Annotated in this window: 27 protein-coding genes; 8 read left to right on the top strand and 19 right to left on the bottom strand. The window is 72.4% G+C overall.

Going from position 1 to position 25,388, the window contains the following annotated elements:
* The first annotated feature begins 188 nt into the window (after window positions 1-188).
* The 3 genes from dhaK (at window position 189) to dhaM (ending at window position 2,645) form a co-directional block, all read left to right on the top strand.
* The gene (gene dhaK, locus DEI95_RS11300) at window positions 189-1,190 is read left to right on the top strand and encodes a dihydroxyacetone kinase subunit DhaK (RefSeq protein ID WP_111060284.1); all 1,002 of its coding nucleotides are present in this window, start codon (window positions 189-191) and stop codon (window positions 1,188-1,190) included.
* 79 nt (window positions 1,191-1,269) lie between these two features.
* Complete coding sequence (dhaL, locus tag DEI95_RS11305; protein WP_110889822.1) at window positions 1,270-1,896, top strand: dihydroxyacetone kinase subunit DhaL; 627 nt, start codon at window positions 1,270-1,272, stop codon at window positions 1,894-1,896.
* Window positions 1,893-2,645, top strand: a complete 753-nt coding sequence (dhaM, locus tag DEI95_RS11310) for a dihydroxyacetone kinase phosphoryl donor subunit DhaM (RefSeq protein WP_111060285.1) — start codon at window positions 1,893-1,895, stop codon at window positions 2,643-2,645. The genes dhaL and dhaM overlap by 4 nt, the downstream gene beginning before the upstream one ends.
* A gap of 77 nt (window positions 2,646-2,722) precedes the next feature.
* Here the strand turns inward: dhaM and DEI95_RS11315 are convergent, their stop codons facing one another.
* Window positions 2,723-3,559, bottom strand: a complete 837-nt coding sequence (locus DEI95_RS11315; protein WP_110824957.1) for a helix-turn-helix transcriptional regulator — start codon at window positions 3,557-3,559, stop codon at window positions 2,723-2,725.
* A 117-nt stretch (window positions 3,560-3,676) separates the two neighbouring features.
* Between DEI95_RS11315 and DEI95_RS11320 the strand changes: the two genes are divergently transcribed.
* Window positions 3,677-4,357 carry an SDR family NAD(P)-dependent oxidoreductase gene (locus DEI95_RS11320; RefSeq protein WP_111060286.1) on the top strand — a complete coding sequence of 227 codons (681 nt, stop codon included), beginning with the start codon at window positions 3,677-3,679 and terminating at the stop codon, window positions 4,355-4,357.
* A 102-nt stretch (window positions 4,358-4,459) separates the two neighbouring features.
* Here DEI95_RS11320 and DEI95_RS11325 read toward each other — a convergent pair whose 3' ends face one another.
* Window positions 4,460-5,335: a pentapeptide repeat-containing protein gene (locus tag DEI95_RS11325; RefSeq protein WP_111060287.1), complete on the bottom strand. Its 876-nt coding sequence runs from the start codon at window positions 5,333-5,335 to the stop codon at window positions 4,460-4,462.
* A 46-nt stretch (window positions 5,336-5,381) separates the two neighbouring features.
* On the bottom strand, window positions 5,382-5,813 hold the full coding sequence (locus tag DEI95_RS11330) for a hypothetical protein (RefSeq protein WP_111060288.1): 432 nt from the start codon (window positions 5,811-5,813) through the stop codon (window positions 5,382-5,384).
* Window positions 5,814-5,962: 149 nt separating this feature from the next.
* Here DEI95_RS11330 and DEI95_RS11335 point away from each other — a divergent pair, with 149 nt between their 5' ends.
* Window positions 5,963-6,376, top strand: coding sequence for an arsenate reductase ArsC (locus DEI95_RS11335; protein ID WP_111060289.1), 414 nt, complete (start codon window positions 5,963-5,965; stop codon window positions 6,374-6,376).
* Window positions 6,377-6,409: 33 nt separating this feature from the next.
* Here DEI95_RS11335 and DEI95_RS16715 read toward each other — a convergent pair whose 3' ends face one another.
* The 4 genes from DEI95_RS16715 to DEI95_RS11355 all read right to left on the bottom strand — a co-directional run bounded on the left by DEI95_RS16715 (window position 6,410) and on the right by DEI95_RS11355 (window position 8,406).
* Window positions 6,410-6,571 carry a hypothetical protein gene (locus DEI95_RS16715; protein WP_181419537.1) on the bottom strand — a complete coding sequence of 54 codons (162 nt, stop codon included), beginning with the start codon at window positions 6,569-6,571 and terminating at the stop codon, window positions 6,410-6,412.
* A gap of 114 nt (window positions 6,572-6,685) precedes the next feature.
* Window positions 6,686-6,964 (bottom strand): DUF4190 domain-containing protein, encoded by a 279-nt coding sequence (locus DEI95_RS11345; protein WP_111060290.1) that lies wholly within the window; start codon window positions 6,962-6,964, stop codon window positions 6,686-6,688.
* A gap of 167 nt (window positions 6,965-7,131) precedes the next feature.
* On the bottom strand, window positions 7,132-7,584 hold the full coding sequence (locus tag DEI95_RS11350) for an NUDIX hydrolase (RefSeq protein WP_111060291.1): 453 nt from the start codon (window positions 7,582-7,584) through the stop codon (window positions 7,132-7,134).
* A gap of 60 nt (window positions 7,585-7,644) precedes the next feature.
* Window positions 7,645-8,406, bottom strand: coding sequence for an SDR family oxidoreductase (locus DEI95_RS11355; RefSeq protein WP_111060292.1), 762 nt, complete (start codon window positions 8,404-8,406; stop codon window positions 7,645-7,647).
* Window positions 8,407-8,613: 207 nt separating this feature from the next.
* Between DEI95_RS11355 and DEI95_RS11360 the strand changes: the two genes are divergently transcribed.
* Both DEI95_RS11360 and DEI95_RS11365 read left to right on the top strand, forming a co-directional pair.
* Complete coding sequence (locus DEI95_RS11360) at window positions 8,614-9,087, top strand: NfeD family protein (protein ID WP_181420347.1); 474 nt, start codon at window positions 8,614-8,616, stop codon at window positions 9,085-9,087.
* On the top strand, window positions 9,084-10,289 hold the full coding sequence (locus DEI95_RS11365; protein WP_110889832.1) for an SPFH domain-containing protein: 1,206 nt from the start codon (window positions 9,084-9,086) through the stop codon (window positions 10,287-10,289). The genes DEI95_RS11360 and DEI95_RS11365 overlap by 4 nt, the downstream gene beginning before the upstream one ends.
* Before the next feature lie 65 nt (window positions 10,290-10,354).
* Here the strand turns inward: DEI95_RS11365 and DEI95_RS11370 are convergent, their stop codons facing one another.
* From DEI95_RS11370 to DEI95_RS11410, 9 genes are all read right to left on the bottom strand, one after another.
* The gene (locus DEI95_RS11370; RefSeq protein ID WP_110824968.1) at window positions 10,355-10,705 is read right to left on the bottom strand and encodes an RNA polymerase-binding protein RbpA; all 351 of its coding nucleotides are present in this window, start codon (window positions 10,703-10,705) and stop codon (window positions 10,355-10,357) included.
* Between the two features lie 113 nt (window positions 10,706-10,818).
* Window positions 10,819-12,399 (bottom strand): apolipoprotein N-acyltransferase, encoded by a 1,581-nt coding sequence (gene lnt, locus DEI95_RS11375; RefSeq protein WP_258367579.1) that lies wholly within the window; start codon window positions 12,397-12,399, stop codon window positions 10,819-10,821.
* 11 nt (window positions 12,400-12,410) lie between these two features.
* Complete coding sequence (locus DEI95_RS11380) at window positions 12,411-14,849, bottom strand: RNA helicase (RefSeq protein ID WP_111060293.1); 2,439 nt, start codon at window positions 14,847-14,849, stop codon at window positions 12,411-12,413.
* On the bottom strand, window positions 14,846-15,598 hold the full coding sequence (gene tatC, locus DEI95_RS11385) for a twin-arginine translocase subunit TatC (RefSeq protein WP_110900231.1): 753 nt from the start codon (window positions 15,596-15,598) through the stop codon (window positions 14,846-14,848). The genes DEI95_RS11380 and tatC overlap by 4 nt, the downstream gene beginning before the upstream one ends.
* A 94-nt stretch (window positions 15,599-15,692) precedes the next feature.
* Entirely contained in the window at window positions 15,693-16,664 is a 972-nt protein-coding gene (locus tag DEI95_RS11390; RefSeq protein WP_111060294.1) for a YafY family protein, read from the bottom strand.
* Window positions 16,657-17,757, bottom strand: coding sequence for a YafY family protein (locus DEI95_RS11395; protein WP_111060295.1), 1,101 nt, complete (start codon window positions 17,755-17,757; stop codon window positions 16,657-16,659). Before DEI95_RS11395 ends, DEI95_RS11390 begins: the two co-directional genes overlap by 8 nt.
* Before the next feature lie 24 nt (window positions 17,758-17,781).
* Window positions 17,782-18,699, bottom strand: a complete 918-nt coding sequence (locus tag DEI95_RS11400) for an FKBP-type peptidyl-prolyl cis-trans isomerase (protein WP_111060296.1) — start codon at window positions 18,697-18,699, stop codon at window positions 17,782-17,784.
* A gap of 43 nt (window positions 18,700-18,742) precedes the next feature.
* On the bottom strand, window positions 18,743-19,861 hold the full coding sequence (locus tag DEI95_RS11405; protein WP_258367580.1) for a tRNA (adenine-N1)-methyltransferase: 1,119 nt from the start codon (window positions 19,859-19,861) through the stop codon (window positions 18,743-18,745).
* Window positions 19,858-20,631, bottom strand: a complete 774-nt coding sequence (locus tag DEI95_RS11410) for an HAD family phosphatase (RefSeq protein WP_258367581.1) — start codon at window positions 20,629-20,631, stop codon at window positions 19,858-19,860. Before DEI95_RS11410 ends, DEI95_RS11405 begins: the two co-directional genes overlap by 4 nt.
* Before the next feature lie 152 nt (window positions 20,632-20,783).
* Here DEI95_RS11410 and DEI95_RS11415 point away from each other — a divergent pair, with 152 nt between their 5' ends.
* Window positions 20,784-21,716 carry a proteasome assembly chaperone family protein gene (locus tag DEI95_RS11415; RefSeq protein ID WP_111060321.1) on the top strand — a complete coding sequence of 311 codons (933 nt, stop codon included), beginning with the start codon at window positions 20,784-20,786 and terminating at the stop codon, window positions 21,714-21,716.
* A gap of 149 nt (window positions 21,717-21,865) precedes the next feature.
* On the opposite strand, the gene mshC is transcribed toward DEI95_RS11415, so the two are convergent.
* The 3 genes from mshC to DEI95_RS11430 all read right to left on the bottom strand — a co-directional run bounded on the left by mshC (window position 21,866) and on the right by DEI95_RS11430 (window position 25,292).
* Window positions 21,866-23,107, bottom strand: a complete 1,242-nt coding sequence (gene mshC / locus DEI95_RS11420; protein WP_111060297.1) for a cysteine--1-D-myo-inosityl 2-amino-2-deoxy-alpha-D-glucopyranoside ligase — start codon at window positions 23,105-23,107, stop codon at window positions 21,866-21,868.
* The gene (locus DEI95_RS11425) at window positions 23,104-23,931 is read right to left on the bottom strand and encodes an undecaprenyl-diphosphate phosphatase (protein WP_111060322.1); all 828 of its coding nucleotides are present in this window, start codon (window positions 23,929-23,931) and stop codon (window positions 23,104-23,106) included. Before DEI95_RS11425 ends, mshC begins: the two co-directional genes overlap by 4 nt.
* Before the next feature lie 62 nt (window positions 23,932-23,993).
* Window positions 23,994-25,292, bottom strand: coding sequence for a M20/M25/M40 family metallo-hydrolase (locus DEI95_RS11430; protein WP_110889837.1), 1,299 nt, complete (start codon window positions 25,290-25,292; stop codon window positions 23,994-23,996).
* Window positions 25,293-25,388 lie beyond the last annotated feature (96 nt).

Raw genomic sequence — 25,388 nt, forward strand, 5'->3', positions numbered from 1 at the left:
CCCGGGTCCGCGCGGAGCAGCGACGGGGCCCCGCACCGTGAACGGATGTGCACCGGAACGGCACGGGTGCGCGGCCGTGCCCCTGGTGCGCGCACCTCCCGGCGGTACAGTGAGCCGACTCCGGACGACGTCGGCGGTGGACGGCTGCGGACCGGGCTCTCACCCGTGTCACACCGTGGAGGCGCAGCATGAAGAAGCTCATCAACGACCCGCAGGCCGTGGTCATCGAGACCGTCCGCGGGTTCGCCCTCGCCCACTCCGAGCACGTCGTGCTCGTGGAGGACCCGGTCCACGTGGTCCGACGCGACGCCCCCGTCCGCGGCAAGGTGGGCATCGTGAGCGGCGGCGGCAGCGGGCACGAACCGCTGCACGCCGGTTTCGTCGGACCCGGCATGCTCGACGCCGCCGTCCCGGGCCCGGTCTTCACGAGCCCGACCCCGGACCCCATCGTCGCCGCCACCAAGGCGGTGGACGGGGGAGCAGGCGTGCTGCACATCGTGAAGAACTACACCGGGGACGTCCTCAACTTCGAGACCGCGGCCGAACTCACCGCCATGGAGGACATCCGCGTCGAGAGCGTCGTGGTCGACGACGACGTCGCCGTCCAGGACTCGCTGTTCACGGCGGGCCGACGCGGCGTCGCCGGCACCGTTGTCGTCGAGAAGTGCGCGGGCGCGGCGGCCGAGCGCGGTGACGACCTGGACGCCGTCACCGCCGTGGCCCGGCACGTCAACGAGGTCACGCGCTCGATGGGCCTCGCGCTCGCCTCCGGCACCGTCCCGCACGCCGGTGAGCCGTCGTTCACCCTGGCCGACGACGAGGTCGAGCTCGGCATCGGCATCCACGGCGAGCCCGGACGCGAACGGATCGCGATGGCACCCGCGGACGAGCTCGTCGACCGGGTCCTCGAGCCGATCCTCACCGACCTCGCCGCTCCGGCCGGCTCGCGGCTGCTCCTGTTCGTCAACGGGATGGGCGGCACCCCGCAGTCCGAGCTCTACATCGCCTACCGGCGCGCCGCGGAGGTGCTCACGGATCGCGGCCACGAGGTCGCGCGTAGCTTGGTCGGCAACTACGTCACCTCCCTCGAGATGCAGGGGTTCTCGATCACCGTCACGGTGCTCGACGACGACCTGACCGCCCTCTGGGACGCACCGGTCGAGACCCCGGCACTGCGCTGGGGTCGCTGACACCGGGACCGCACGACACCACCAGCACGACGACACCGCTCACGACGCCGACCTGCTCGGCCGCACGAAGGGACACACCTTGTCGCTCGACACCGCATGGGCCATCGACTGGGTCCGCCGCACCGCCGCCACGATCGACCAGCACCGAGCGGAGCTCGTCACGCTGGACCGCGAGATCGGTGACGGTGACCACGGCGAGAACCTCGACCGTGGGTTCCGCGCGGTCGTCGAGTCGCTCGACACCGCAGCCCCGGAGACACCGGGGGCGGTGTTCAAGCTCGTCGCGACGAAGCTCATCTCGACCGTCGGCGGTGCCGCCGGTCCGCTGTTCGGCACCGCGTACCTCAAGGCGGCCCAGGCAGCCGGGGACGCGGCCGAACTCGACGCGGACACCCTGGTGGCCGTGCTCACGGCGGCCCGCGACGGCGTGGTCTCCCGTGGCAAGGCCGAGGTCGGCGACAAGACGATGGTGGACGCCTGGACGCCGGCCGTCGACGCCGCCGCAGCATCGGCAGCCGCGGGGGAGACGCCCGAGCAGGTCCTGGCCGCCGCCGCCGACGCCGCGGCCACCGGCGCCGAGTCGACCGACGCCCTCGTCGCGCGGAAGGGCCGCGCGAGCTACCTCGGCGAGCGTGCCGTCGGGCACCGCGACCCCGGCGCCCAGTCGAGCGCCTACGTCCTGCGCGCCGCGGTGGACGCGGCATGAGCGTCGGGATCCTGGTCGTCTCGCACAGTGCCGCCGTCGCGCAGGGCACGGTCGACATCGCCCGGCAGATGGCCGGTGACGTCCGGCTCGTCGCGGCGGGCGGCACCGACGACGGCGGGATCGGCACCTCGTTCGAGGCGATCTCGGCCGGGATCGAGGAACTCGCCGCCGCCGACGCCGTCGTGGTCCTGTGCGACCTCGGCTCCGCCTACCTGACGACCGACACGGCCCTCGACTTCCTCGACGAAGACCTCCGGGCACGCGTGCACGTCTCCGACGCGCCGCTGGTGGAGGGGACCGTGGCCGCGGCCGTCGCAGCGCAGACCGGTGGCGACGTCACGGCCGTGCTCGATGCGGCGTCCACCGCCGGTGGTGCCGGGACGACTGGTCCTGACAACCGCACCGACGCGGCGGGCGGCGGGGGAGCCTCCCGTCCGGACCAGCCGGGAGGCTCGGGCCAGGCCGCCGACAGCGGCGACGCGGACGGGGCGGTCGCCACCGCCACCGCCACCGCCGAGCTCGTCAACGAGTCCGGCCTGCACGCGCGCCCCGCCGCCGAGTTCGTGAAGGCGGCCGCTCGGCACGAAGCCGTGGTCCGGGTGAACGGCGTCGACGCGAAGAGTCTCCTCGCGATCATGGCGCTCGCGCTGCCGAAGGGTGCCTCGGTCACGGTCGAGGCGTCCGGGGCGGACGCGCAGGACGCGGTCGACGAACTCGTCGCGCTCGTCCGCTCGGGCTTCGGCGAGTAGCCCCGACCGGCCGGCGCGGCAGCAGGACCGGCCGGTGCGGCGGCAAGACCGGGCGGTGCGGCGGCAGGGCGGGCCGGTCAGCCGCTCGTGACGACCGACTGCAGTCCGGTGACGCGCAGCAGGTCGAGCCGCGACGCGTCCTCGCTGCCGGGCACGACCGTGTAGACGACGATCCGCAGGTCGCTGCCCGGCACCGAGAGCGTGTCGCAGTCGACCTCGATCGGGCCGACCGGCGTCAGCAGGGTCTTCCGGCTCGTCCGGTGCTCGGCGATCCGGGCCTCGCCCCAGCGGCGCTCGAACTCCGGGCTCGTCGCGCGGAGGTCCCGGACGAGTTCGGCGAGGCGCCGGTCGTCCGGGTACCGCCCGAGCGCACCGCGCAGGTCGGCTGCCAGGTCGGACGCGAAGGCCTCGCCGTGCTCGTCGTCGAAGTCGACGCCCTCGTGGCCGTCGGTGAAGAACTGCCAGACGAGGTTCGCCGACCGCCCCTGCCACCGGTCGCCGTCACCGGATGCCGCAGCCCAGAGGTCGTTCCGGTACAGCAGGTCGTGGCTCGCGGTGAAGACGGCGAGCGGCACGTCGGCCAGCCGGTCGACGATCCGCTGCACACCGGGTGTGATGTGCCGGGGAACGACGCCGCGCGACGGGGGAGCTGCCCCGGCGACGCGGAACAGGTGGTCGCGCTCCTGCTCGGTCAGCCGGAGCGCGGTGGCGAGCGCGGAGAGGAGCTGCGGCGACGGGTTCAGTGCCCGCCCCTGCTCGAGCCGCACGACGTAGTCGACGCTGACACCGGCGAGTGCCGCGAGCTCCTCGCGCCGGAGGCCCGCCGCCCGCCGCCCCGGACCGGCGGGCAGACCGACCTCGGCCGGGCTCACCCGGTCGCGCCAGGACCGCAGGACGTCGGAGAACTCGCTCATGCGTCCATCCTCGCGCCGATCGACGGCCCGACCGTGGTACTCGCAGTCCCCCCGTCGGCCAGGCAGCACGTCGAGGGGTGCCTGGGGGAGCGGATCGGCAGCGCGCAGGATGGACGCATGACCACCACACTCATCACCGGGGCGAACCGCAGCCTCGGACTCGAGACCGCTCGCCGCCTCATCGAGGCAGGCCACACCGTGATCGCCGGCGTCCGCGACCCCGACGACTCCGACGCCGTCCGCTCCCTCGGTGCCTCCGTCGTCCAGCTCGACGTCACCGACCAGGCGAGCGTCGACGCCGCGTTCGCGTCCGTCCCCGCCCTCGACGTCCTCGTCAACAACGCCGGGATCAGCGGCACCTCGTACGGGGTCGACGACCTGACCGCCGAGGCGATGACGGCCGTCCTGGAGGCGAACGTCAGCGGCATCGTCCGCGTCACCCAGGCCGCCCTGCCGCTGCTCCGCGCGTCCGAGCACCCCGTCGTCGTCAACGTCGCCTCCGGCGTCGGCTGGCCGCGGTTCCTCAGCACGCCCGGCCACGACGAGTTCCCGGTGCCGATGATCCCGTACGCGGCCTCGAAGGCGGCCGTCATCGCCCTGACCGTGCAGTACGCGAAGAACCTGCCGACCTTCCGGGTCAACGTCAGCGACCCGGGCTACACGGCGACCGACTTCAACGGTCACTCCGGCCACCAGACGGTCACCGAGGGCACCGACGCGACCGTCGCGCTGGCGCTCGTCGGCCCGGACGGCCCGACGGGGGAGTTCCACAACCGGCACGGGCGCATCGACTACTGACGTCGACGCTGGGCTGGACGGACGGGAGGCGCGTGGCGGGCTCGACCGCGCGCCTCCCGTCCGTTGTCGGTCCAGCGGGACGTGTCGGACCGGACGGCGGCCTCAGCCGCCCCAGTGGGTCGGCCGCTGGAAGCCGTCGTCGAGCCGGGTGTCGGCGTCACCTCGTGCCGCGTCCACCTGCATCTGCGTGAGGAAGACCGCCCCGCGGAGGTCCGCACCGGACAGGTCGGCGTCCCGGAGGTCGGCACCGATGCACTCACACGAGCGGAGCTCCGCGCCGGTGAGGTCGGCCCCGATGAGCAGCGCGCCGCGGAGGCTCGCGCCCCGCAGGTCCGCCCGCCGCAGGTCGGCGCCCACCAGGTCCGCGCCGGGGCCGACCCGGAGGCGGCCGACGCGACGCTCGTCAGCCCGGGTGTCGCGGCTGTCCCCGCCGCGGACCAGGGCCCGCGCGTTCCGGCTCGCCGCGAGCAACAGCGGTCGTGCGGCGTCGTACTCCGCGTCGACGTCGATGCCGAGGATCGTGTCCGGGTCGGCGTCACTGAGCGCACGGACGCGCTCGAAGTCCCGTGTCAGCCGTTCGGCGTCCGTGTCGGCAGGGGTGATCGTGATGGCCTCGTCGAGGTACCGGAGCAGTTCGTGCAGCCGCCGCACGACCGGGAACGCCGCGAACATCGCCTGGCGGGTGGCGTCGTCGTCCCGCCAGGACCGACCTGCGAAGGTGTGCCGCGAGACCTTCTGCCCGGCGCCGGAGCAGTCGAAGACCGTGCAGCCGCGGAACCCCTCGGCCCGGAGGCGCGGATGGATCGTGCAGGCGTCGGCGCCGTCGAGGTTCGTGCACGGGTCGCCGGCGGGTTTGTCGACGGGGAAGTCGACGGACCAGGTGAAGGCCAGCGCGACGCAGCAGAGACCGAAGCAGTTCGCGCAGTCGGCACCGAGGTCCTCGCGGCGGCCGAGGGTCACCCGGGTGCGTGACGTCATCAGGGTCGAGGCTCCACAGCGACGTGAGCGGCGCCGTCCGCGGTGGTCAGCGCCGCGTCCGGAGCGCGTTCGTCGCCCAGAGCGCGACGGCGATCAGCACGGGCTGGAAGAGGAGTCGGACGAACCGCTTCGTGTCGGTGTCCAGCCCGAAGCCGTCCCGGTGGTGCAGCCACTGCGCGATGTTGCCGGGGAAGATGGCGGTGAAGAAGACCGCGGCCACCCAGCCGACGGTCGCCTGCTGGCGGACGAGCAGCATGAGCGCGGCGCCGAGGGAGATCTCCGCGACGCCGGACGCCAGGACGGTGACGTCCGGGTCGAGCGGCACGAACTCCGGGACCTGCGCCCGGAACTCCTGGCGGGCGACGGTGAGGTGACTGATGCCCGCCCACGTCATGGCCGCACCGAGCAGGATGCGGACGACCGTGCGAGGCGCGGTGGAGTGGACGGGACGGCGGCGGTCGATCTCTCGGACAGTCATGTTGTGCACAACCTAACACGGAGCTCCGAACGGCAGGGGAGCCGAGGGCGGCGAATCCGTCGCGCCGCGCGCCTCGGTCGGTCTGAGCTGACATAATATGCATTATCGGCGCGCAGTCACCAGCAACCCGAGTGCGGCACAATCACCGCATGAGCACCGGAACGCCCGACCAGAAGCCCGCCGTCCTGTTCGTCTGCGTGCACAACGCCGGGCGGTCGCAGATGGCCGCGGGGTTCCTGCGTGCGATCGCCGGTGACCGCATCGACGTCTTCTCCGCCGGGTCCGAGCCGGCGGACCAGGTGAACCAGGTCGCCGTCGCCGCCATGCACGAGGTCGGCATCGAGATCGTCGGTCAGACGCCGGCGATCCTGACGACCGACGCGGTCCGGAACGCCGACGTCGTCGTCACCATGGGCTGCGGAGACGCCTGTCCGCTGTTCCCCGGCAAACGCTACGAGGACTGGGAGCTCAGCGACCCGGCCGGCCTGCCGATCGAGGACGTCCGACCGATCCGCGACGACGTCCGCGGACGCGTCGAACGCCTGGTGGCGACGCTCGTCTGAGCGCCGCTACCAGGCGTCCGCGGGTGTGCTGCCCTAGTTCGACGAGTCGTCGGACGAGGTCGGCACGTCCGAGCTGTCGATCTCGAGGGCTGCGTTCTCCTCGCCCTGCTCCTCGACGGTGTGGTCCGTGTCGGGCTGCTGGGGCTCGTCGGCCTGCGTGGTCTCTTCTGCCGGGTCCGGCTGGCTGTACGTCATGTCGGTGACGCTACGCCGCGGTCGCTCGATGGTCGCAGGGACCGCTCGTTCCCGGACAGACGGGAGGCCCGTGGCGAGTTCCGCCACGGGCCTCCCGTCGTTCGACCGCAGTGGTCAGAAGCCCAGCGCGGTGTTCATGTTCGCCGCCGCGTTGAAGAACGCGATCGACGAGAAGACGCCGATGACGAGCGACAGGACGGAGATGATGACACCGGCGATCGCAAGGCCGCGGCCGCGCTCCCCCGTGCGCTTGATCTGCGACAGGGCGATGAGGCTGACGACGAGGCCCGCGATGTTGATGACGAAGGCGAGCACGAAGCCGACGATCGCGAGCGTGCTGAACTTCTGGCTGCTCTGCGCCGTGCTCTGGTACGGGTTGGTGGTGTTGGTCATGATGACTCCGGTGCGAGGATGACGTCAGGTCGCTGACGATTGGTCGACTCTGAACGTACTGACACGGTGGACCGGTGTCCGGAAAGCGGCGCAGGCACCCGCGAACTGGGGGCAGACCGATCGTGCGAGCGGCGGCACCGAGCGTTGCATCAGCACCGAGTGCTGTGTCAGTGCCCGTACCGGCGCACCAGTTCCGGGAGCTCCGCCGGCTCGAACGGCTCGTCCGTCGTCTCGAGTTCGCCCGCCGTCCACCACCGGGCCGCCAGGATGTCGACACGTTCGTCGTCCGTCCACTCGGCGTCGGACAACGTGAAGCCCGCCGTCCGGACGACGTAGAACTCCGCGTGCCCGCGGTCGTGGTCGGCCTGGTCCCACGTGACCGCGAAGTCCCAGGACCACACCGGCTCCCCCGGGTCGGCGATGACGATGCCGGTCTCCTCGCGGAGCTCCCGGACCGCCGCGTCCCGGTGCGACTCCCCCGGGTCGACGCCGCCGCCCGGTGTGATCCACCGATGCGCGCCGTCGGAGGACGGCGCCTTCGTGTCCATGAGGAACACGCGTCCGTCGCGGTCGAGCAGGAGGATCCGGGAGGTCCGGCGCAGGCCGTGTGCAGCAGTCACGGCACCGACGCTAGCCGCCGGGTGCGACGCACGCGCCGCGCGACGGCGAGGGCCGACGGCTCAGCTCGTGAAGGAGCTGACGTCCCCGACGAGCTTCGTGTGGTCGGCGGGGATCGGCTCCACCGCGGCGAGGGCGATCTCGGCGGCGAACTCGGACACGCTGTAGAGCTTTCCGACGGCCTCGCGGCGACCCTCGATGGCGCCGGGGTTGATGCGGTTGAGCAGGGTCGCCGTGATGGTGCCCTCGATCATGTCGCCGGAGACGGTGACGAACTCGATGCCCGCGGCCTCGAGCTGCGGCAGGAGTTCGCGCAGGGCGAGTTCACCGGCGCGCTTGCTCTTCGCGACCGGGACGTACTCGGGCAGCGTCTCGGCGGTCTCGACGAAGTGGGCCTGGTGGCTCGTGACGAAGACGACGCGGGACCCGGCGGGCATGTGCGGCACGGCGGTCTGCAGCGTGTCGACCTGCGCGTCGCGGTTGAGTCGCAGCGCGTAGTCGTCGCCCATGCCGGACTCCATGCCGCCGGAGGCGTTGAGCACGAGCAGGTCGATGCCGCCCCACTCCTGCACGACCGCGTCGACCATCGCCTGCACGGAGTCGTGGTCGGTGAGGTCCGCCCCGAGGGCGAGCGCCGCTCCCCCGGCCGCGACGATCTTCTCCGCGATCTGCTCGGCACGACGCGCCTTGTTGCGGTAGTTCACGACGACCTTGGCGCCGGCCTCTGCCAGGTACCCGACCGTGTCCGCTCCGATGCCGCGGGAGGACCCGGTGACGAGGGCGCGCGTGCCGTCGAGGGATCCGGGGGCGAGGGGGCTGCTCACAGTGGTGTCTCCTGTCGTGGGGCGGCGCCGGTCCTGGTCGTCCCGGGCGGCATCGAGCCTACCAAGGCGCGGCGCGGCCAGCCCGGTACCCGCGCCGCCGTAGGGGCCACCGGTCGCCTCGCCGGAGGGCGCTGGTACGTTGGTCGGACAAGACCGGACGTCGCGACGCAGCGACCGCCGCGCGCGATGTACGGGGAGGGAGATCGCGTGGACGTCACGGAATGGACGCAGGTGATCGTGTGGATCGCACTGGTGCTCGTCCTGGGGGTGGTCGAGGTGTTCACCCTCGACTTCGTCTTCATCATGCTCGCTGCCGGGGCAGCCGGCGGCCTGGTCGCCGCACTGCTCGGCGCCGAGTGGTGGCTGTCGACGCTCATCGCCGCGGTGCTCGCGCTGCTGCTGCTCGCCGTCGTGCGTCCTCGGGTGCTCCGAGCGCTGAACCGCGGTGCCGACCCGCACCGGACCGGTATCGACGGCCTGGTCGGGATGAGCGGCACGGTCGCGCTCGCGTTCACGTCCTCCGGTCCCGGTCAGGTCCGCCTGGCCAACGGTGAGACCTGGAGCGCGCGCTTCGCTCCCGGCACCACCGACCGCACACCACCACTCGGCACCCGCGTGGTCGTCGAGTCCATCGAGGGCTCCACAGCCGTCGTCCGCACCGAACAGAAGGCTGGCCAATGACCCTGTCCACCGGGACGGTCGTCCTGATCGTCCTCATCGCCGTCGTCGTCGTCTTCGTGATCGTCGTCCTCGCCAAGGCCATCCGGATCGTCCCCCAGGCCACCGCCGGCATCGTCGAACGGCTCGGCAAGTACCACAAGACCCTCAGCCCGGGGTTGAACCTGCTCGTGCCGTTCATCGACCGTCTCCGGCCGCTGCTCGACATGCGCGAGCAGGTCGTCTCGTTCCCGCCCCAGCCGGTGATCACCGAGGACAACCTCGTCGTCTCGATCGACACCGTCGTGTACTTCCAGGTCACCGACGCCCGCGCCGCCACGTACGAGATCGCGAACTACCTCGGCGCCGTCGAGCAGCTCACCACGACCACGCTCCGCAACGTCGTCGGTGGGCTCAACCTCGAAGAGGCCCTGACCAGCCGCGACAACATCAACGGGCAGCTCCGCGTCGTGCTCGACGAGGCGACCGGCAAGTGGGGCATCCGCGTCGGCCGTGTCGAGCTGAAGGCCATCGAGCCGCCCGTGTCCATCCAGGACGCGATGGAGCAGCAGCTGCGTGCCGAGCGGAGCCGTCGTGCCGCGATCCTGCAGGCCGAGGGCACGAAGCAGTCCCAGATCCTCGAGGCCGAGGGCCAGCGGCAGGCGGCGATCCTCGCGGCGGAGGGTGACGCGAAGGCCCAGGTCCTCCGCGCCGAGGGTGAGGCGCAGGCGATCGCGACGGTGTTCGACGCCATCCACACCGGCGACCCGGACGAGAAGCTGCTGTCCTACCAGTACCTCCAGATGCTGCCGAAGATCGCCGAGGGCACGTCGAACAAGCTCTGGATGATCCCGAGCGAGTTCACCGAGGCGCTCTCCGGCATCGCGAAGGGCTTCAGCGCCACGCGGACCGGCGGTGCGCCCGCAGCCGGCCCGGCGGGCAGCGGCGACTTCCTCGAGAAGATCTCCAAGCTCGCGGGCGAGAGCCTCGTGACCACCACCGCCGCGACGACCGGGAGCGGCACCGCGGCCCGGAGCGCGGACGCCACCGCGGCGGACATCGTGCCGGAGTCCGCGCTGGCGGACCGCCTCGCCGAGTCGGACCGGAGCGTCGACGAGAAGCTCGCGGCCGCCGCCGACGCGACCCGCGCCCAGTTCCGGACGGACGAGCAAGCCGGCTCGACCGACGGGCAGGCGCAGGGCGAGGACCGCTCCCCCGCGGTCTGACCGACACACGACGACGGCCCGCTCCCATCAGGGAGCGGGCCGTCGTCGTGTGTGTCGCGCGACGCCTACGCGCCGCGGCGGGCACGGAGCACCTGCAGGCGTTCCTGCAGCAGCTCCTCGAGTTCTTCCCTGGAGCGCCGTTCGAGCAGCATGTCCCAGTGAGTCCGTGGCGCCTTGACGTCCTCTGCGGCGACCTCGACGGGGGTGCCGTCGTCGCCGAGCAGTCGTCCTTCCATCCCGGTGCGCGGGTCCGACCAGACGGCCGGGACCTCTGCCTCGGCGGAGAAGACGATGTCGAAGGTCTCTCCCGAGACCGCCTGGTAGACGGCACGCTTCCGCTCGGAGAGCTCGACACCGTCCTCGCTCTGGAGGCTCTGGCTCCCGAGCCGCATGCCTCGGAGACTCCGATCAGCCATGTCCGACTCCTCTCGCTCGTTCCTCCGGTCCAACCCACACCACCCGCCTTTCGTTCCGGAGGGGTGGCATTCACAGTCGGTTCCCAGTGCACGGCGCGGCCCCGGGTGGCAGGTCAGCGGCGGCGGTGTCCCCACGGAGCGCAGGCGAGCAGGACGAGCAGACCGCCGAGCGACAGCGCGAGCGTGATGTTCCCCGATGCGACGGTCGCCGGCGTGGTCGACGTGCCGAGCGGGACGTCCGTCACCATCGAACTCGCGGTGTACGCCGGGACCCGGTCGATGGTCCGACCGCTCGGGTCGATGACCTGGGATGCCCCCACGGTGGAGATGTTCACGAGCGACCGTCCGGTCTCGACCGCCCGCATCCGGGCGATCTCGAGCTGCTGGAGGTTCTCGTCGGTCCCGTCGAAGTCGGCGTTGTTCGTCTGCGCCAGGATCACCTGCGCTCCCCCGTCCGCCAGGTCCGCCGTCAGGCCGTCGTCCACCACGTCGAAGCAGATCATCACGCCGGCGCGGATGCCGGCGACCGGCAGCACGTTCGGCTTCGTCCCCGGGGTGTAGTCGCGCTGCAGGAGCCCGATCAGCGACGGGGCGAGCTTCGAGTAGAACCACCGGTCCGGGACGTACTCCCCGAACGGCACCGGGCGCTTCTTGTCGTACGAGGCCCCCCAGCCGTCGTCGTCCCACACGAACGAGGTGTTGTGCAGGACCCCGGACGCGGTCTGCGTCACACCGCCGGCGACCAGCGGGGCCCCGACGCTCCGCACGACGGCGTCGAGCGCGGACGCGATGACCGGTTCGCGACGGGGGTCGTACTCCGCCGCGGCCTCCGGCCACACGACCATGTCAACGCCGCGGGCCTCGACGTCGGTGGCCGCGACCTGCGACCGGAGGACGTCGCCGGGTTCGGCGCCGTCGAAGTAGCCGGCGGGCCCGTTGCCCTGCACCGCCTCGACCCGCACCGTGCCGTCGACCGCCGTCGGCCACGCGGGCACCGCCAGGACCACCGAGACGAGCAGCCCGGCCGTCGCCACCCGGACCGACAGGCGGATCCCGCCGACGAGTCCGAGGGAGACCACGACGGCGACGCAGTAGACGACGACGAAGCTCAGTCCGAGGACGCCGACGTACGCGGCGAGGTGCGTGAACGGCCCCTGGGACTGGGACAGGCCCACCCGACCCCAGGCGAACCCGCCGTACGGCCAGCTGCCGGAGAGCCACTCGCGTCCGGTCCAGAGCGCAGCGACCACCGCCGGGAGGCCCCACACGCGTCCGGCGGTCGAGGTCACGACGCGCCCCACCCACCGGTACGCGAGCGCGATCGCCACCGTGCCGACGGCGAAGAGCGCCGCCTCGAGCAGCGCGAGCGCGAACCACGGCACCGGTCCGAGGTACCGTCCGGCCCACGAGATCACCGGCACCCAGAACGCCACGCCGGCGACGAAGCCGAGCCAGGAGGCGCGGCGGGCCCGCTGCCCGATCGCGGCGAGCAGGAGGCACGCGACCGCCGGGTACGCGAGGAACCACCAGCCCGGGGACGGGAACGACAGGGCGAACAGCAGTCCGCCGACGACCGACAGCGGCAGCGCCTGTGCGAGGGGCAGGGCCGCGGTGAGCGCGTCGCCCGCCGTCCCGGGCCGCCACCGCCCGGCGGACGCGCGCACCGGACGTACGGGTGTGGCGAGGACCGTCACGGGGCCTCCCGTCAGACCGTCGCGTAGGCGACGATGCCGCGGCGCACCGCGTCCGTCGCTCGACGGGCCGTGCGGGCGAGGTCCTCGTCGCCCGCGTTGCGGATCTGGTCGAGGAGGTCGATGACCTGCTTCGACCACCGGACGAAGTCGCCCGCGGCGAGGTCGAGCGACCGCAGGACGTCGTCGAGCGGGGACCCGGAGGCCCACCGGAACATCCCGAGCGCGATCGCCGGTGTCGGCGGCTCGGAACCGGCGAGCCGGGCGTCGCGCTCGACGTCGTCCAGTCGGGCCCAGATCGTGAGCGTCTCGTCCAGAGCCGGCCGGAAGGCGCCGCGGGGCACGGCGTGCTCGGTGCCCGGCGCGTCCTCGCGCCGGGGCTGGTAGACGATGGTCGCCGCCATCCCGGCGAGCTGCGCGGGTGTGAGTTCCTTCCACACGCCGGCCTCGAGGCACTCGGCGACGAGCAGGTCGCGGTCCCCGTAGATGCGCTGCAGCCGCCGACCGCCGGCCGCCACCGTGACGTCTCCGGATTCGTCCTGCACCAGGTACCCGAGTGCGAGCAGCACGTCGGTCACGCGGTCGAACGTCGTCGCGACCGCACCCGTGCGGGACCGGATCTGCTGCACGAGCTTGTCGTTGCTGCGCTTGAGCTTGTACCAGCGCTCCGCCCAGCGGGCGTGGGCCTCGCGGTCCGGGCAGGCGTGGCACGGGTGCCGCTGGAGCTGTCGGCGGACCTCGGTGATCGCGGACTGGCGGTCCTGGCGGGCCCCGTGCGAGGCCTCGCGGCCGCCGGGCACGTTCGAGCGCTCGAGGTCCGACAGCCGCCGGCGGAGTGCCGCGTACTCCGTGAAGTCGCCGAGGTGGCACTGCATGGCGTTCTGGTAGCCGTCCAGGGACTCCTGCTGCGACCGGACCTTGCGGGCGAGGTCGACGACGGATCGGTCCGCCTGGAACTGCGCGAACGAGGTCTCGAGGACCTCGCGCGTGCGGTCGCGGCCGAACTGCTCGATGAGGTTCACGGCCATGTTGTAGGTCGGCTTGAACGACGAGTTGAGCGGGTAGGTCCGACGGCTCGCGAGCGACGCGACGGCCTGCGGCTCGAGGCCGTCCGACCACTGCACGACCGAGTGGCCCTCGACGTCGATCCCCCGACGCCCGGCACGACCCGTGAGCTGCGTGTACTCCCCCGGCGTGATCGGGACCCGGGCCTCGCCGTTGAACTTCTCGAGCTTCTCGAGGACGACGGTGCGCGCCGGCATGTTCACCCCGAGGGCCAGGGTCTCGGTGGCGAAGACGACCTTGAGGAGCTTGCGCTGGAACAGGTCCTCGACGACCTCCTTGAACGCGGGCAGCAGCCCGGCGTGGTGTGCGGCGACCCCGCGCTCGAGCCCCTCCAGCCACTCCCAGTAGCCGAGGACGGCGAGGTCCTCGTCGAGCAGGGTGCGGCAGTGGTACTCGGCCGTCTCGCGGATCTCACGCCGCTCGTCCGCGGTCGTCAGCGACAGCCCCGAGCGCACGACGTGCCGGACGCCCTGGTCGCAGCCGTTCCGGCTGAACACGAAGAAGATCGCGGGCAGGAGCATGCGCTCGTCGAGCATCTTCGCGATCTGCTCGCGGTGGGCCTTCTCCGCACGGGGACCACGGCGGTCCGGGTACACCGGGCGCCCGCGACGGCCGCGCGGACCGTTCGTGCCGTGCCGGTTGGCGCCGCCGACGAGCCGGAGGAGCTCGGGGTTGACGCGGTTCGTCGCCGCGGCACCGGACGAGTCGAAGAGGTCGACCATCTTGTTCCCGACGAGCACGTGCTGCTCGAGCGGGACCGGGCGGTCCTCGGAGACGATGACGTCGGTGTCGCCGCGCACCGTCTGCAGCCAGTCGCCGAACTCCTCGGCGTTGCTGACGGTCGCGGAGAGCGACACCAGCCGGACCTCGGTCGGGAGGTGCAGGATGACCTCTTCCCAGACCGCGCCACGGAACCGGTCGGCCAGGTAGTGCACCTCGTCGAGCACCACCCACGCCAGGTCGTCGAGCAGGTCCGAGTCGGCGTAGATCATGTTCCGCAGGACCTCGGTCGTCATCACGACGACGCGGGCCCGGGGGTTGACGTTCGTGTCGCCGGTGAGCAGCCCGACCTCGGTCTCGCCGTACGCCTGCACGAGCTCGGCGTACTTCTGGTTGCTCAGCGCCTTCATCGGCGTCGTGTAGAACACCTTCGCGGTCGGCTGTCGCATCGCCAGCCAGATCGCGAACTCGGCCACGATCGTCTTGCCGGCGCCGGTCGGTGCGGCCACTAGCACGCTGTTGCCGCGGTCGACCGCGTCACACGCCGCGAACTGGAACGGGTCGAGGTCGAAGCGGAGGTCGGTCCGGAACAACTCGAGGTTCCGCGAGCGACGGCGGACCTTCGCGGCGGCGAACCGCTCGGCGGGGCTCAGGCTGGTCTCGGTCACAGGCCGTACTCCTCGTCGAGCTTCGCCTGGCGCTTCGCCAGACGGCGGTCGTGCAGCCACGTCACCAGGCAGGCGGCGAAGTAGAGCACGACCATCGGGATGGCCAGGATGAACATGGACAGCACGTCCGCCGACGGCGTGACGAGCGCGGTGAAGACGAGGATCAGCACGATCGCGACCCGCCACGACCGGACGATCGCCGCGGCCGTCAGGACCCCGACGAAGTTGAGCAGGACGAGGAAGACCGGCAGCACGAACGCGATGCCGACCGCGACGATGAGCTTGATGACGAAGTCGTAGTACGCCTTCGCGTCGACGATCGACGTGTCCTGCGCCGAGACGAAGCTGCCGAGGATGCCGACGACGTGCGGCAGGACGTACCACCCGAAGGCGCACCCGGCGAAGAACAGCGGGATCGCCGAACCGAGGAAGCCCCACACGTACTGCTTCTCACGACGGACCAGGGCCGGGACGATGAAGGCCCAGATCTGGTACAGCCAGACCGGGCTCGCGATGACGACGCCGATCGTGACCGCGATCTGCAGGCGGAGGTCGAACGCCCCCGTGATCATCGGGAAGTTCAGCTCCGCGGTGTGCCCGCCGACCCGGGCCAGCTGCGTGACCGGGGAGCGGAGCGCGTCGAGCACGAACGGTGTGAGGAACCAGCCGCCGACCGCCGCCACCAGGACCGCGACGACGGCCTTGAACAGGCGGTTGCGCAGCTCGATCAGGTGTTGACCGAGGGACATGCGGCCTTCGGGTTCCTTCGGTCGGCGCCCGTGCCGCTTCTCTCGCCCGCCCGCGGTCGTCGAAGCCATGCACCGATCCTACGGCAGCGGTCTCTCAGTGGACGTCGAGAGCGGCCGCCGCGAACGCGCGCACGGCCTCCCGGGCGGCGGGTGGGTCGATCACCACGGCGCGGCCGGGCAGCCCGGCGACGAGCCGGACGACCCCGTCGAACCCGGCCGACGCCGCGAGCCGGATGCGCACCCGCCCGTCGGCGTCCGGCGCATCCGCGGTGTCGGCGAGGAAGTCGGCGACGAGCGGCAGGGACGAGGCGTCGAGCTCGACCGTGACGATGACGTCCTGGGCGCTCTGCTGGAACAACGTGTCGGGCAGGACGACGTCCTCGATGGTCCGTTCGGCGGGCCGGTCGTCCACGCGCACGCCGGACATCCGGTCGAGGCGGAAGGTGCGGATGGCCGCGCGGTCGAGGTCCCAGGCGCGCAGGTACCAGTCGGCGTCGATCGACTCGACGCGGAGCGGGTCGACGCGACGCGTGCCGCCCTGCGTCCGCGGTCCCGCGTACTCGAACAGGAGTCCACGTCGCTCGGACATCGCCTGACGGATGACGGTCAGGGACGCGTCGTGCAGGTCCTGGCCGACGGCCACGTTCCCCGCGGCGCCACCCGCACCGCGCGACAGTTTCGCCATCAGTGCCCGGATGGCGTCCGTGTCGGCGGCCTCGGGCAGGGCGGACAGGTACTGGAGGCCCGCGATGAGTGCCGACGCCTCGCGCGCTGACAGCCGCGGGGCGTCGTCGATCGCCACGAGGTTCGTCAGCACGATCATGTCGTTCTGGTCGAAGTCGTCCCAGGCGATGTCGAACAGGTCGCCGTGCTGGTACTGCATCGTCTCGCCCGGGACGCCGGACACCGCGATGAGCTCGACGGCACGCCGGATGCGGGACTCGGGGACCCCGAAGTGCCGGGCGGCCTCGGCGACGGAGACGCGTTCCCGGTCGATGAGGTACGGCACGAGTGCCAGCAGGAAGGCGAGCTTGTCCTGCGCCTGCAGGGGCTGGGCCTCAGCCACGGTCGGGTCCGTCCTCGGGCAGGCGGCGACCGTCCTCGGCGCCGCGGTGGTCGGCGGTCCGTTCGGGCGGCCCGGAGTGGTCGGCGACGAGCACGCGGAGGCGGTCGACCACGCGCTGCCGCAGGTCCTCCGGTTCGACGACCCACACCTCGGGACCGAACGCGGCGAGTTCCTCGGCCAGGATCTGCGGGTCGACGTGGTGGACCACCAGTTCGCCGTCCGTCGTCGCGGTGGTGTCCCGCCGACGGGCCAGACGGCGTTCGGCGTCCGACCCCGGGACGACGTGCACGGTCGCGGTGCGCTCCGCCCAGACCCGGTCCAGGCCGGCCAGCGCCCGCTCCCCCGCGTCCGCCGGTGCCGGGTGCTGACCGACCTCGAACAGGGTCACCGGACCGACGATCCGGGACAGCAGGTAGTTCTTCTCGGACCGCGTCGCGAACTCGTGCGCGGCGAGCATCCACCGGCCGCCGTGCTGGACGAGCGCGAGCGGCGCGAGCTCGCGGACGCGGGCCTCGTGGTGGCCCGGCGTGATGTACGCGAACCGGACGGCGGCGCCCCGGTCGAGGGCCGACCGCAGGGGTTCGAAGGCGGTGTCCCGGGTGCGCAGCCGCGGGGCGTAGGCACCGATCGGGGTCGCACCGTCGCCGCTCTCGTGCTCCGAGCCGTCGTCCTCGGACCCGGCGGAGCGCACCTTGAGCAGTCCGCGCCTGGAGTCGGCCGACAGGGCGCCCTCGCGCCACGCCATCGCGGCGAGCGACAGCAGGGCGGACTCGTCGGGCGTGAACCGGACGTCGAGCGGCAGGTCGTACTCGCCCTTCGGGATCCGGTAGCGCAGCGTCTGGTTGTTCCCCGCGGCACCCGGCGTCTCGATCGTCTCGAGCGGGATCCCGAGCTCGCGGACGTCGTCCTTGTCGCGCTCGAACTGCCGCTCGAGCGAGGCGTTGTCACCGCCGGGCGCGTACCGCTGCCGGTACCCCTGGACGTTCGCCAGGATCTCGGACTTCGTCAGCCCGGACTCCGTCGAGAGCAGTGCGAGCACGAGGCTGAACAGCCGTTCCTCGGCGGGCACACGGGGAGCACGGGTGGTGGGCACGTGCCGATCCTACGCAGCCGCGGGTCAGCGCGACATCGCGCCGAGCACGTCGATGACGTACGCGTACGCGGCACCCTGCTGGTGGACGATCGCGAGGACCTGGTCCCCGACGTGCCGGCCGATCAGGGCGTTCCGGATGCCGTCGACGACCTGGCCCTCGGCCAGCGGGAGCGGCTGCGCGCCGGACCCGTCGGTCCAGCTCGAGCCCGCGACGGTGGAGTCCGTCGTGCTGCTCCCCCACGTGACGGCGGTGTACTTGACGACCGCGGTGTCCTCCGCGGTCAGCGTCGCGCCGTCGCCCTTGCGGAGCAGGTGCTGCTCGTCCTTCTCCGGCGCCGGCCACGAGGGGATCGTGATGCCGGGTGCGCCGTCCGGTGCGAGCACGACGGCGGGCATGCCGTCGCCCGCGAGCTGGGGCGTGCCGGTGGCGCGGGCGGCGAACGCACGCTGCACGTCGACGACGAAGACGGCCGCGTCCTCCGCCTTCCCCGTCGAGCGGGAGGGGGCGGTGCCCGAGAGTGCCGACTTGGGCATCGCGACGGCGAGTCGGTCGCCGACCTGGGCGCACTCGAGGGCCTCGCCGAGCGCACCGGCGTTGGTCGAACCGGCCGTGATCGGGTTCGAGGAACCGGTGTAGCCGCTGGTCTGGGCGACCTCGCCGGTCGCGCCGTCGACGAGCGTGTACTCGAGGACGACCGGTGTGCCGTCCCCGATCGTGCGGCCGTCGCCCTGGCGGAGGACGGAGACCTGGGTGCCGGTGGCGGTGAGACCGGCGGGCACCGTGACGTCCGGCTGCGAACCGAACGCGCCCCTGGCCGAGACGGCCTCCGACGCGGCTCCGGACGGCGCGCACGTGCTCGACGATCCCGCACCGGGAGCGGCGCACGCCGTCAGCGACGCGACGAGACCGATGGTGACCACGAGTGCGGGGATGGTGCGCACGGATCCTCTTTCCGTTCGATGCAGGACGGGCACGGAGGTCAGCTTAGTGGGCGTCGTCGTCGGGTCCGGACGCCGCCGAGCCACCGTCCTCGCCCGCCTCGGCCGCCGCGACCTTGCGGGCCTGGGCGGCCGCCTGACGTGCGACCTTGCGGAGCTTCTTGTTGCTGGCGCCACGCTCGCCGACGGCGCCGGGGGTCCAGGCCTCCACGTCCTCGTCCGAGAACTCCGCCTTGCCGGCACGACGCTTCAGGTTCGGCAGGACGACCCCGTCCGCCAGGCGACGTGCGGTGACCAGGAAGCCGGTGTGCGCCACCATCCGGTGGTCCGGTCGCACGGCGAGCCCCTCCACGTGCCACGTGCGCACGAGCGTCTCGCTCGACTGCGGGTCCGTGAAGCGCCCGGTGTCACGGAGGGCCTCGGCCGTGCGCGACAGCTGCGTGACCGTCGCGACGTAGCAGACGATGAGCCCGCCGGGCACGAGGGCGTCGGCGGCCTCGTCGACGCACTCCCACGGAGCCAGCATGTCGAGCACCACGCGGTCGATGCTCTGCGGCTCGACGGCCTGCGGGAGCTCCTCGACGAGGTCCCCCACGGTCACGGACCAGTTGTCCGGGACCGCCCCGAGGAAGGTGCCGACGTTGCCGCGGGCGATCGCGGCGAACTCGTCGCGGCGCTCGAACGACTGCAGGCTGCCGGTCGGGCCGATCGCCCGGAGGAGCCACAGCGAGAGTGCGCCGGAACCGACCCCGGCCTCGACGACCCGTGCGCCGGGGAAGACGTCCGCGAACGCGACGATCTGGGCCGCGTCCTTCGGGTACACGATCGCGGCACCGCGCGGCATCGACATGACGTAGTCGTTGAGCAGGGGGCGCAGCGCCAGGTACTCGTCCCCGGAGCTCGCCCGGATGACCGAGCCGTCCGGCCGCCCGATGACGTCGTCGTGCGCGAGCATGCCGCGGTGCGTGTGGTAGACCACGCCGCGCTCGAGCGACAGCGTGGTGAGCTTCCCCTTCGGGCCCGTGAGCTGGACGCGGTCGCCAGCTCGGAACGGTCCGCGAGGCGGGGTGTGCGGCGCACCCCCGACCGTGTGCGGCAGCTCCACCGCGTCCTGCGCGGTCGGCTCGCCGGGGGTGGTGGGCTCGTCGGTCGTGGCGTCGCTCATCGCGCGTCCCCTTCGGTGACGGGGGCCGACGCCGGGACGGAGGCCGGGCCTCCCTGGCGGTCGGTGGCGCGGGCCGCCAGGGCCGGGCCGGTGAGTTCGAGCAGGCGGTCGACGGTCACGCCGTCCAGGGTGTCGAGGAGGACGTCGCAGGCACCCTCGGCGAGCGGGACGATGTGCTCGACGCCCACCGTCACCGCGCCGGACGCGACCGCCGAGGCGACGCCGGTCGCGGAGTCCTCGATCGCGATGCACGTGGTCGGGTCGACCCCGAGCTGCGCGGCCGCGCTCAGGTAGGCGTCCGGGTACGGCTTCGGGCGCTCGACGTCGTCACCGGCGACGACGACCCGGAAGCCGCGTGCGCCGAACGCCTCGGCGGTGACCAGGGCCATCGTGCGGCGCGACATCGTGACGAGTGCGGTCGGGACCCCGCGGTCGTGCAGTTCCTCGACGAGCTCACGGGCACCGGGACGCCACGGCAGGTCGTCCCCGTGCAGGCGCTCGACCACGAAGTCGGTCATCCACGCGACGATCTCCTCGACCTCCATGTCGACGCCCTTGGCACGGAGGATCTCGCCGGACCGCTCGAGACCGCTGCCGACGAGCGACAGCCCGTCCTCGTGCGTCCACTCGGCGCCGAAGCGCGCGGTGAGCACGACCTGCGACTCCTGCCAGATGGGCTCGGTGTCGATGATCGTGCCGTCCATGTCCCACAGCACGGCTGCGGGCAGCAGCGGGTCGGGCTGGACGGTGGTGGGGGGTTGCGCGGTCACGGGCGACGAGTCTACCGGCGGCGTCGGCGACCCCCGGGCCGGGGACGCCCGCCCGGGGGCAGCGGGTCTATCGTGGATGCCTGATCGTGCTCCGGTCCGACGCGCGCGACCGCGGGTGTGTCGACCCGCTCCACAACCAGGAGGCCCCTGCCGTGCCACAGCACTCCCCCTTCAGCGACGGACGACTCCTCGTCGTCGCGTTCGAGGGCTGGAACGACGCCGGCGAGGCCGCGAGCGGACTCGCTCGTCGCATCGTCGACGCCCTCGAGCTCGATGAACTCCGCGAGATCGACGGGGAGCGGTACGTCGACTACCAGTTCAACCGTCCCGAGGTCGGCTTCGACGACGAGGGCGAGCGGGCCGTCACCTGGCCGCGCATCGTCCTGCACGGCCCGAGTGCCGAGGGCCGACCGGTGATCGGGGCGACCGGCGAACCGACCGAGCGGGACGTGTTCGTGCTCGTCGGCCCCGAGCCGTCGCGGACCTGGCGCGCCTTCTGCGCCGAGGTCATCGACCTGGCGGACGTGTACTCGATCGACGCCGTGGTCTTCGTCGGGGCGATGCTCGCCGACGTCCCGCACACCCGGCCCATCTCGGTCTTCGTGTCGAGCGAGAACGCCGGCGTGCGTGCGGCGTTCGACGTGGACAAGTCGACGTACGAGGGCCCGACGGGCATCCTCGGGGTCCTCGCAGACGCGATGGACAAGGCCGGGCTGACCACGCTGTCGCTCTGGGCGTCCGTGCCGCACTACGTGCACAACGCCCCGTCGCCGAAGGCCACCCTGTCGCTGCTCGACAAGATGGAGGAGTTGACGGACGTCACCGTGCCGCGCGGCACCCTGCTCGACGATGCCGCGCAGTGGGAGGAGGGCATCGACGCCCTCGCCGCGGACGACGAGGACATGGCGTCCTACATCGGCCAGCTGGAACAGGCGCGCGACACGGTCGACTCCCCCGAGGCGTCCGGCGACGCCATCGCGCAGGAGTTCGAGCAGTACCTGCGGCGCCGGGAGCACAAGGACGGCAAGGACGGCGGCGGGGCGGCGGGCGAGGGCCCGTGGCGGCCGCCGCAGCCGCCGCAGTAGACGCGGGCGTGTGCCGGACGGGAGGCTCCCCACCGGCACGGTCGACCCGCCGCTGGCGCGTCGGCTCGGGACCGGCGGCGTGGGCCCCGGTACCAGCTGGTACCGGGGCCTCCCGTTCCTCGTGGGGCGGCAGCGCTGCGCCGACGCCCTCAGGCGATGCGGATGCCGAGCAGGGCGTCGACGAGGTCGACGAGCTCGGGAGTGGCCGCCGTCCCGCCGGCGATCGCGGTGTCGACCACCGCGACCGCGCCCGGCGTGTCGAGGTCGTCCGCGACCCGGGCCCGGAGCCGCGCCACGACGGCGTCGGCGTCCTGCTCGGATCCGGAGCCGGAGCGCACCCACGTGTCCCAGGCGGCGAGGCGGCGGCCCGCGTCGTCGAGGTCGCCGTCGGTCCACTCCCAGTCGTCGGAGTACCGGTGCGAGAGCAGGGCCAGGCGGATCGCCCGCGGATCGGCGCCACCGTCGAGGAGCCCGCGCACCGTCACCAGGTTGCCGAGCGACTTGGAGATCTTCGCCCCCTGGTAGGCGACCATCCCGGTGTGCACGAAGGCGTTCGCCAGCGGCTGGGAGGCCAGGGCCGCGGCGTGTCCGGCGCTCATCTCGTGGTGCGGGAAGACGAGGTCGCTGCCGCCGCCCTGCACGCTGATCGGCAGGCCGAGCTTGTCGCCGGCGATGACGCTGCACTCGATGTGCCAGCCCGGGCGTCCGGGGCCGATCTCGGTGTCCCAGCTCGGTTCGCCCTCGCGCTCGGCACGCCAGAGCAGCGGGTCGAGTCGGTCGCGCTTGCCGGGCCGGTCGGGGTCGCCGCCGCGCTCGGCGGAGAGGGCGAGCATCGTCTCGCGGTCGAGACGACTCTCGTCGCCGAGCGTCCAGGCGTCGCTCGGGCGGCTGACGTCGAAGTAGAGGTCCTCACCGTCGGAGTCCGGCGTCGGCACCGTGTAGGCGTAGCCCGTCTCCTCCAGGTAGGCCACGGCCTCGGCGACGCGCTCGACCTCGTCGGTGACGGCCACGTAGTCGTCCGGCGGCAGGACGCGCAGGGCCTCCATGTCGCGGCGGAACAGGTCGATCTGCGAGGCGGCGAGCTCCCGCCAGTCCACGCCGTCACGCGTCGCCCGCTCGAGGAGCGGGTCGTCGACGTCGGTCGTGTTCTGCGCGTACCGCACCGGCAACCCGGCGTCCCGCCACGCCCGACCGAGCGTGTCGAAGGCCAGGTACGTCGCGGCGTGCCCGAGGTGCGTGGCGTCGTACGGGGTGATCCCGCAGACGTAGAGCGACGCGTCGTCGGTGCCACGCGTCGGGTCGACGGGCTTGCCGGTCGCGGTGTCGTGGACGAGCGGACGGGGGCCGGACCCCGGGACCTCGGGGACGCTCGGTGCCTGCCAGGCCCTCACGGCTCGACCACCCCGAGGGAGAGCAGCACGATGAGGACGACACCGAGGACGATGCGGTAGACCACGAACGGCATGAAGCTCCGCTTGCTGATGTAGTTCATGAACGCGGCGATGACGACGAACCCGACGACGAAGGCCACGACGGTCGCGATCAGGGTGTCCGCCACGCCGAACGGCGCTCCGGTGTCGCCGAGGCTCGTCGCGGCCTCGTACAGCCCGGACAGGAACACCGCGGGGATCGCGAGGAGGAAGGCGAAGCGCGCCGCCGCCGGACGGGTGTACCCGAGGGCGAGCCCCATCGAGACCGTCGCGCCGGACCGGGAGACGCCCGGGACGAGCGCGAGGACCTGCGCGAGCCCGATGAGGATGCCGCCCTTGAAGGTCATGTGCTCGATCCGCCGGACCTTCCGTCCGACCCGGTCGAGCACGCCCAGGACGACGCCGAAGACGATGAGCACGATCGCCACGATCCAGAGCGACCGGAACGTGGTCTCGATGCTGTCCTGGAGCAGCAGGCCGACCACGCCGATCGGGATCGTGCCGAGGATGACGAGCCACCCCAGCCGGACGTCCGGGTCGTTCCGCGGGACCTTGCCACCGAGCGCGCCGAACCACCGCCCGATGATCCGGGTGATGTCCTTCCAGAAGTAGATGAGCACGGCGGTCTCGGTGCCGAGCTGCGTCACCGCGGTGAAGGCCGCACCGGGGTCCTCCGCATCCGGCAGGAACAGCCCGACGATGCGCAGGTGCGCGCTGGAGGAGACCGGCAGGAACTCGGTCAGACCCTGGACGAAGCCGAGGAGGATCGCCTCGAAGATGTGCACGTGTGCGGCCTTTCGCCGGTGCTGGACTCGGTCGCCGTTCCCGACGACGACCATGCACGGTATCAGTAGGTCGCGAAGAGGTCTCCGAGGACGCGGCGGCCGAACGCCAGCGACTCGAGCGGGACCCGCTCGTCGACGCCGTGGAACATCGCCGGGAAGTCCACCCCGGCGGGCAGCTGCAGCGGCACGAAGCCGTACCCGGCGATGCCGAGACGGGACAGCGCCTTGTTGTCGGTGCCGCCGGAGAGCAGGTACGGCAGGACCGGGGCGCCCGGGTCGTGCCGCTCGAGGACGTCCCGGACGGCGTCGACGAGCGGACCGCCGAAATCCTGCTCGAGGCCGACGTCCTGGTGCGTCATGGTGACCTCGACGTCCTCGCCGGCGAGTTCCCGCACGCGGGCCAGGACGGTCTCCTCGTCACCGGGCAGGCAGCGGATGTCGACGAGCGCGGTGGCCTCGTCCGGGATCACGTTGTGCTTGTACCCGGCGCTCAGGACGGTCGGGTTCGTGGTGGTGTGCAGCGCCGCGTGGATGAACCGCGCCGCGGAGCCGGTGGCCAGGGCGACCTCGTCCGGACCGGTGGCGACGGGGTCGACGCCGAGGAAGCGGGCGACCTCGGCGACCATCGCCTCGGTCGTGTCCGAGAGCCGGACCGGCCACTCCTCGCCGCCGATCCGGCCGACGGCGGCGGCGAGCTTCGTGACGGCGTTGTCGCGGATGACGTGCGAGCCGTGCGCCGCGGTCCCGTGGGCGGTCAGCTTCACCCACATGAGCGCCTTCTCACCGGTCTGGAGCAGGTAGGCGCGACGGTCGCCGAGCGTGATCGAGTAGCCGCCGACCTCGCTGATGGCAGCGGTCGCCCCGGCGAAGACCTCGGGATGCGTGTCCACGACGTGGTGGGCGCCGAGGATGCCCCCGGCCTCCTCGTCCGCGAAGTACGCGATGACGAGGTCGCGCTCGGGAGCGCCCTGGCGTTCGACCACGTCGGCCAACGCCGTGAGCATCATCGCGTCCATGTTCTTCATGTCCACGGCGCCACGACCCCAGAGCGACCCGTCGCGCACCTCGCCGCCGAACGGGTCGACGGACCAGTTCGCCGGGTCGGCCGGTACGACGTCGAGGTGCCCGTGCACGACGAGGCCCGGCTTGCTGCGGTCCCGGCCGGGGACGCGGGCGACGACGCTGACCCGGTCCGGCTCGGACTCGAACAGCTGCGGGGTCAGGCCCAGGTCCTGCAGCGCTGCCTCGACGTAGTGCGCTGCCTCGGTCTCACCCCGGGACTTCCCCTCACCCCAGTTCGTGGTGTCGATCCGGATGAGGTCCCGCGCGATCGCCGCGGTGCGTTCCAGCTCGGACGTCATGCGACAACGCTACCGGCGACACCACCGAGCACCGCGATCCGGTCGCGCCGCGCCCGGGATGCGCACCCGTGTTCAGCGTGCGTTCACAGCCGTGCT

The organism is Curtobacterium sp. MCBD17_008 (genome assembly GCF_003234475.1).
In the GTDB taxonomy this organism is placed as follows: Bacteria; Actinomycetota; Actinomycetes; order Actinomycetales; family Microbacteriaceae; genus Curtobacterium.

Bases quoted from the DNA above. Each gene is read 5' to 3' on its own strand.
- dhaK (WP_111060284.1), top strand. From the start codon at position 189: ATGAAGAAGCTCATCAACGACCCGCAGGCCGTGGTCATCGAGACCGTC.
- DEI95_RS11430 (WP_110889837.1), bottom strand. From the start codon at position 25,292: ATGACGTCCGAGCTGGAACGCACCGCGGCGATCGCGCGGGACCTCATC.
- DEI95_RS11365 (WP_110889832.1), top strand. From the start codon at position 9,084: ATGACCCTGTCCACCGGGACGGTCGTCCTGATCGTCCTCATCGCCGTC.
- DEI95_RS11320 (WP_111060286.1), top strand. From the start codon at position 3,677: ATGACCACCACACTCATCACCGGGGCGAACCGCAGCCTCGGACTCGAG.
- DEI95_RS16715 (WP_181419537.1), bottom strand. From the start codon at position 6,571: ATGACGTACAGCCAGCCGGACCCGGCAGAAGAGACCACGCAGGCCGAC.
- DEI95_RS11335 (WP_111060289.1), top strand. From the start codon at position 5,963: ATGAGCACCGGAACGCCCGACCAGAAGCCCGCCGTCCTGTTCGTCTGC.
- DEI95_RS11345 (WP_111060290.1), bottom strand. From the start codon at position 6,964: ATGACCAACACCACCAACCCGTACCAGAGCACGGCGCAGAGCAGCCAG.
- DEI95_RS11315 (WP_110824957.1), bottom strand. From the start codon at position 3,559: ATGAGCGAGTTCTCCGACGTCCTGCGGTCCTGGCGCGACCGGGTGAGC.
- DEI95_RS11405 (WP_258367580.1), bottom strand. From the start codon at position 19,861: ATGAGCGACGCCACGACCGACGAGCCCACCACCCCCGGCGAGCCGACC.
- DEI95_RS11325 (WP_111060287.1), bottom strand. From the start codon at position 5,335: ATGACGTCACGCACCCGGGTGACCCTCGGCCGCCGCGAGGACCTCGGT.
- tatC (WP_110900231.1), bottom strand. From the start codon at position 15,598: ATGTCCCTCGGTCAACACCTGATCGAGCTGCGCAACCGCCTGTTCAAG.
- DEI95_RS11330 (WP_111060288.1), bottom strand. From the start codon at position 5,813: ATGACTGTCCGAGAGATCGACCGCCGCCGTCCCGTCCACTCCACCGCG.
- DEI95_RS11370 (WP_110824968.1), bottom strand. From the start codon at position 10,705: ATGGCTGATCGGAGTCTCCGAGGCATGCGGCTCGGGAGCCAGAGCCTC.
- dhaM (WP_111060285.1), top strand. From the start codon at position 1,893: ATGAGCGTCGGGATCCTGGTCGTCTCGCACAGTGCCGCCGTCGCGCAG.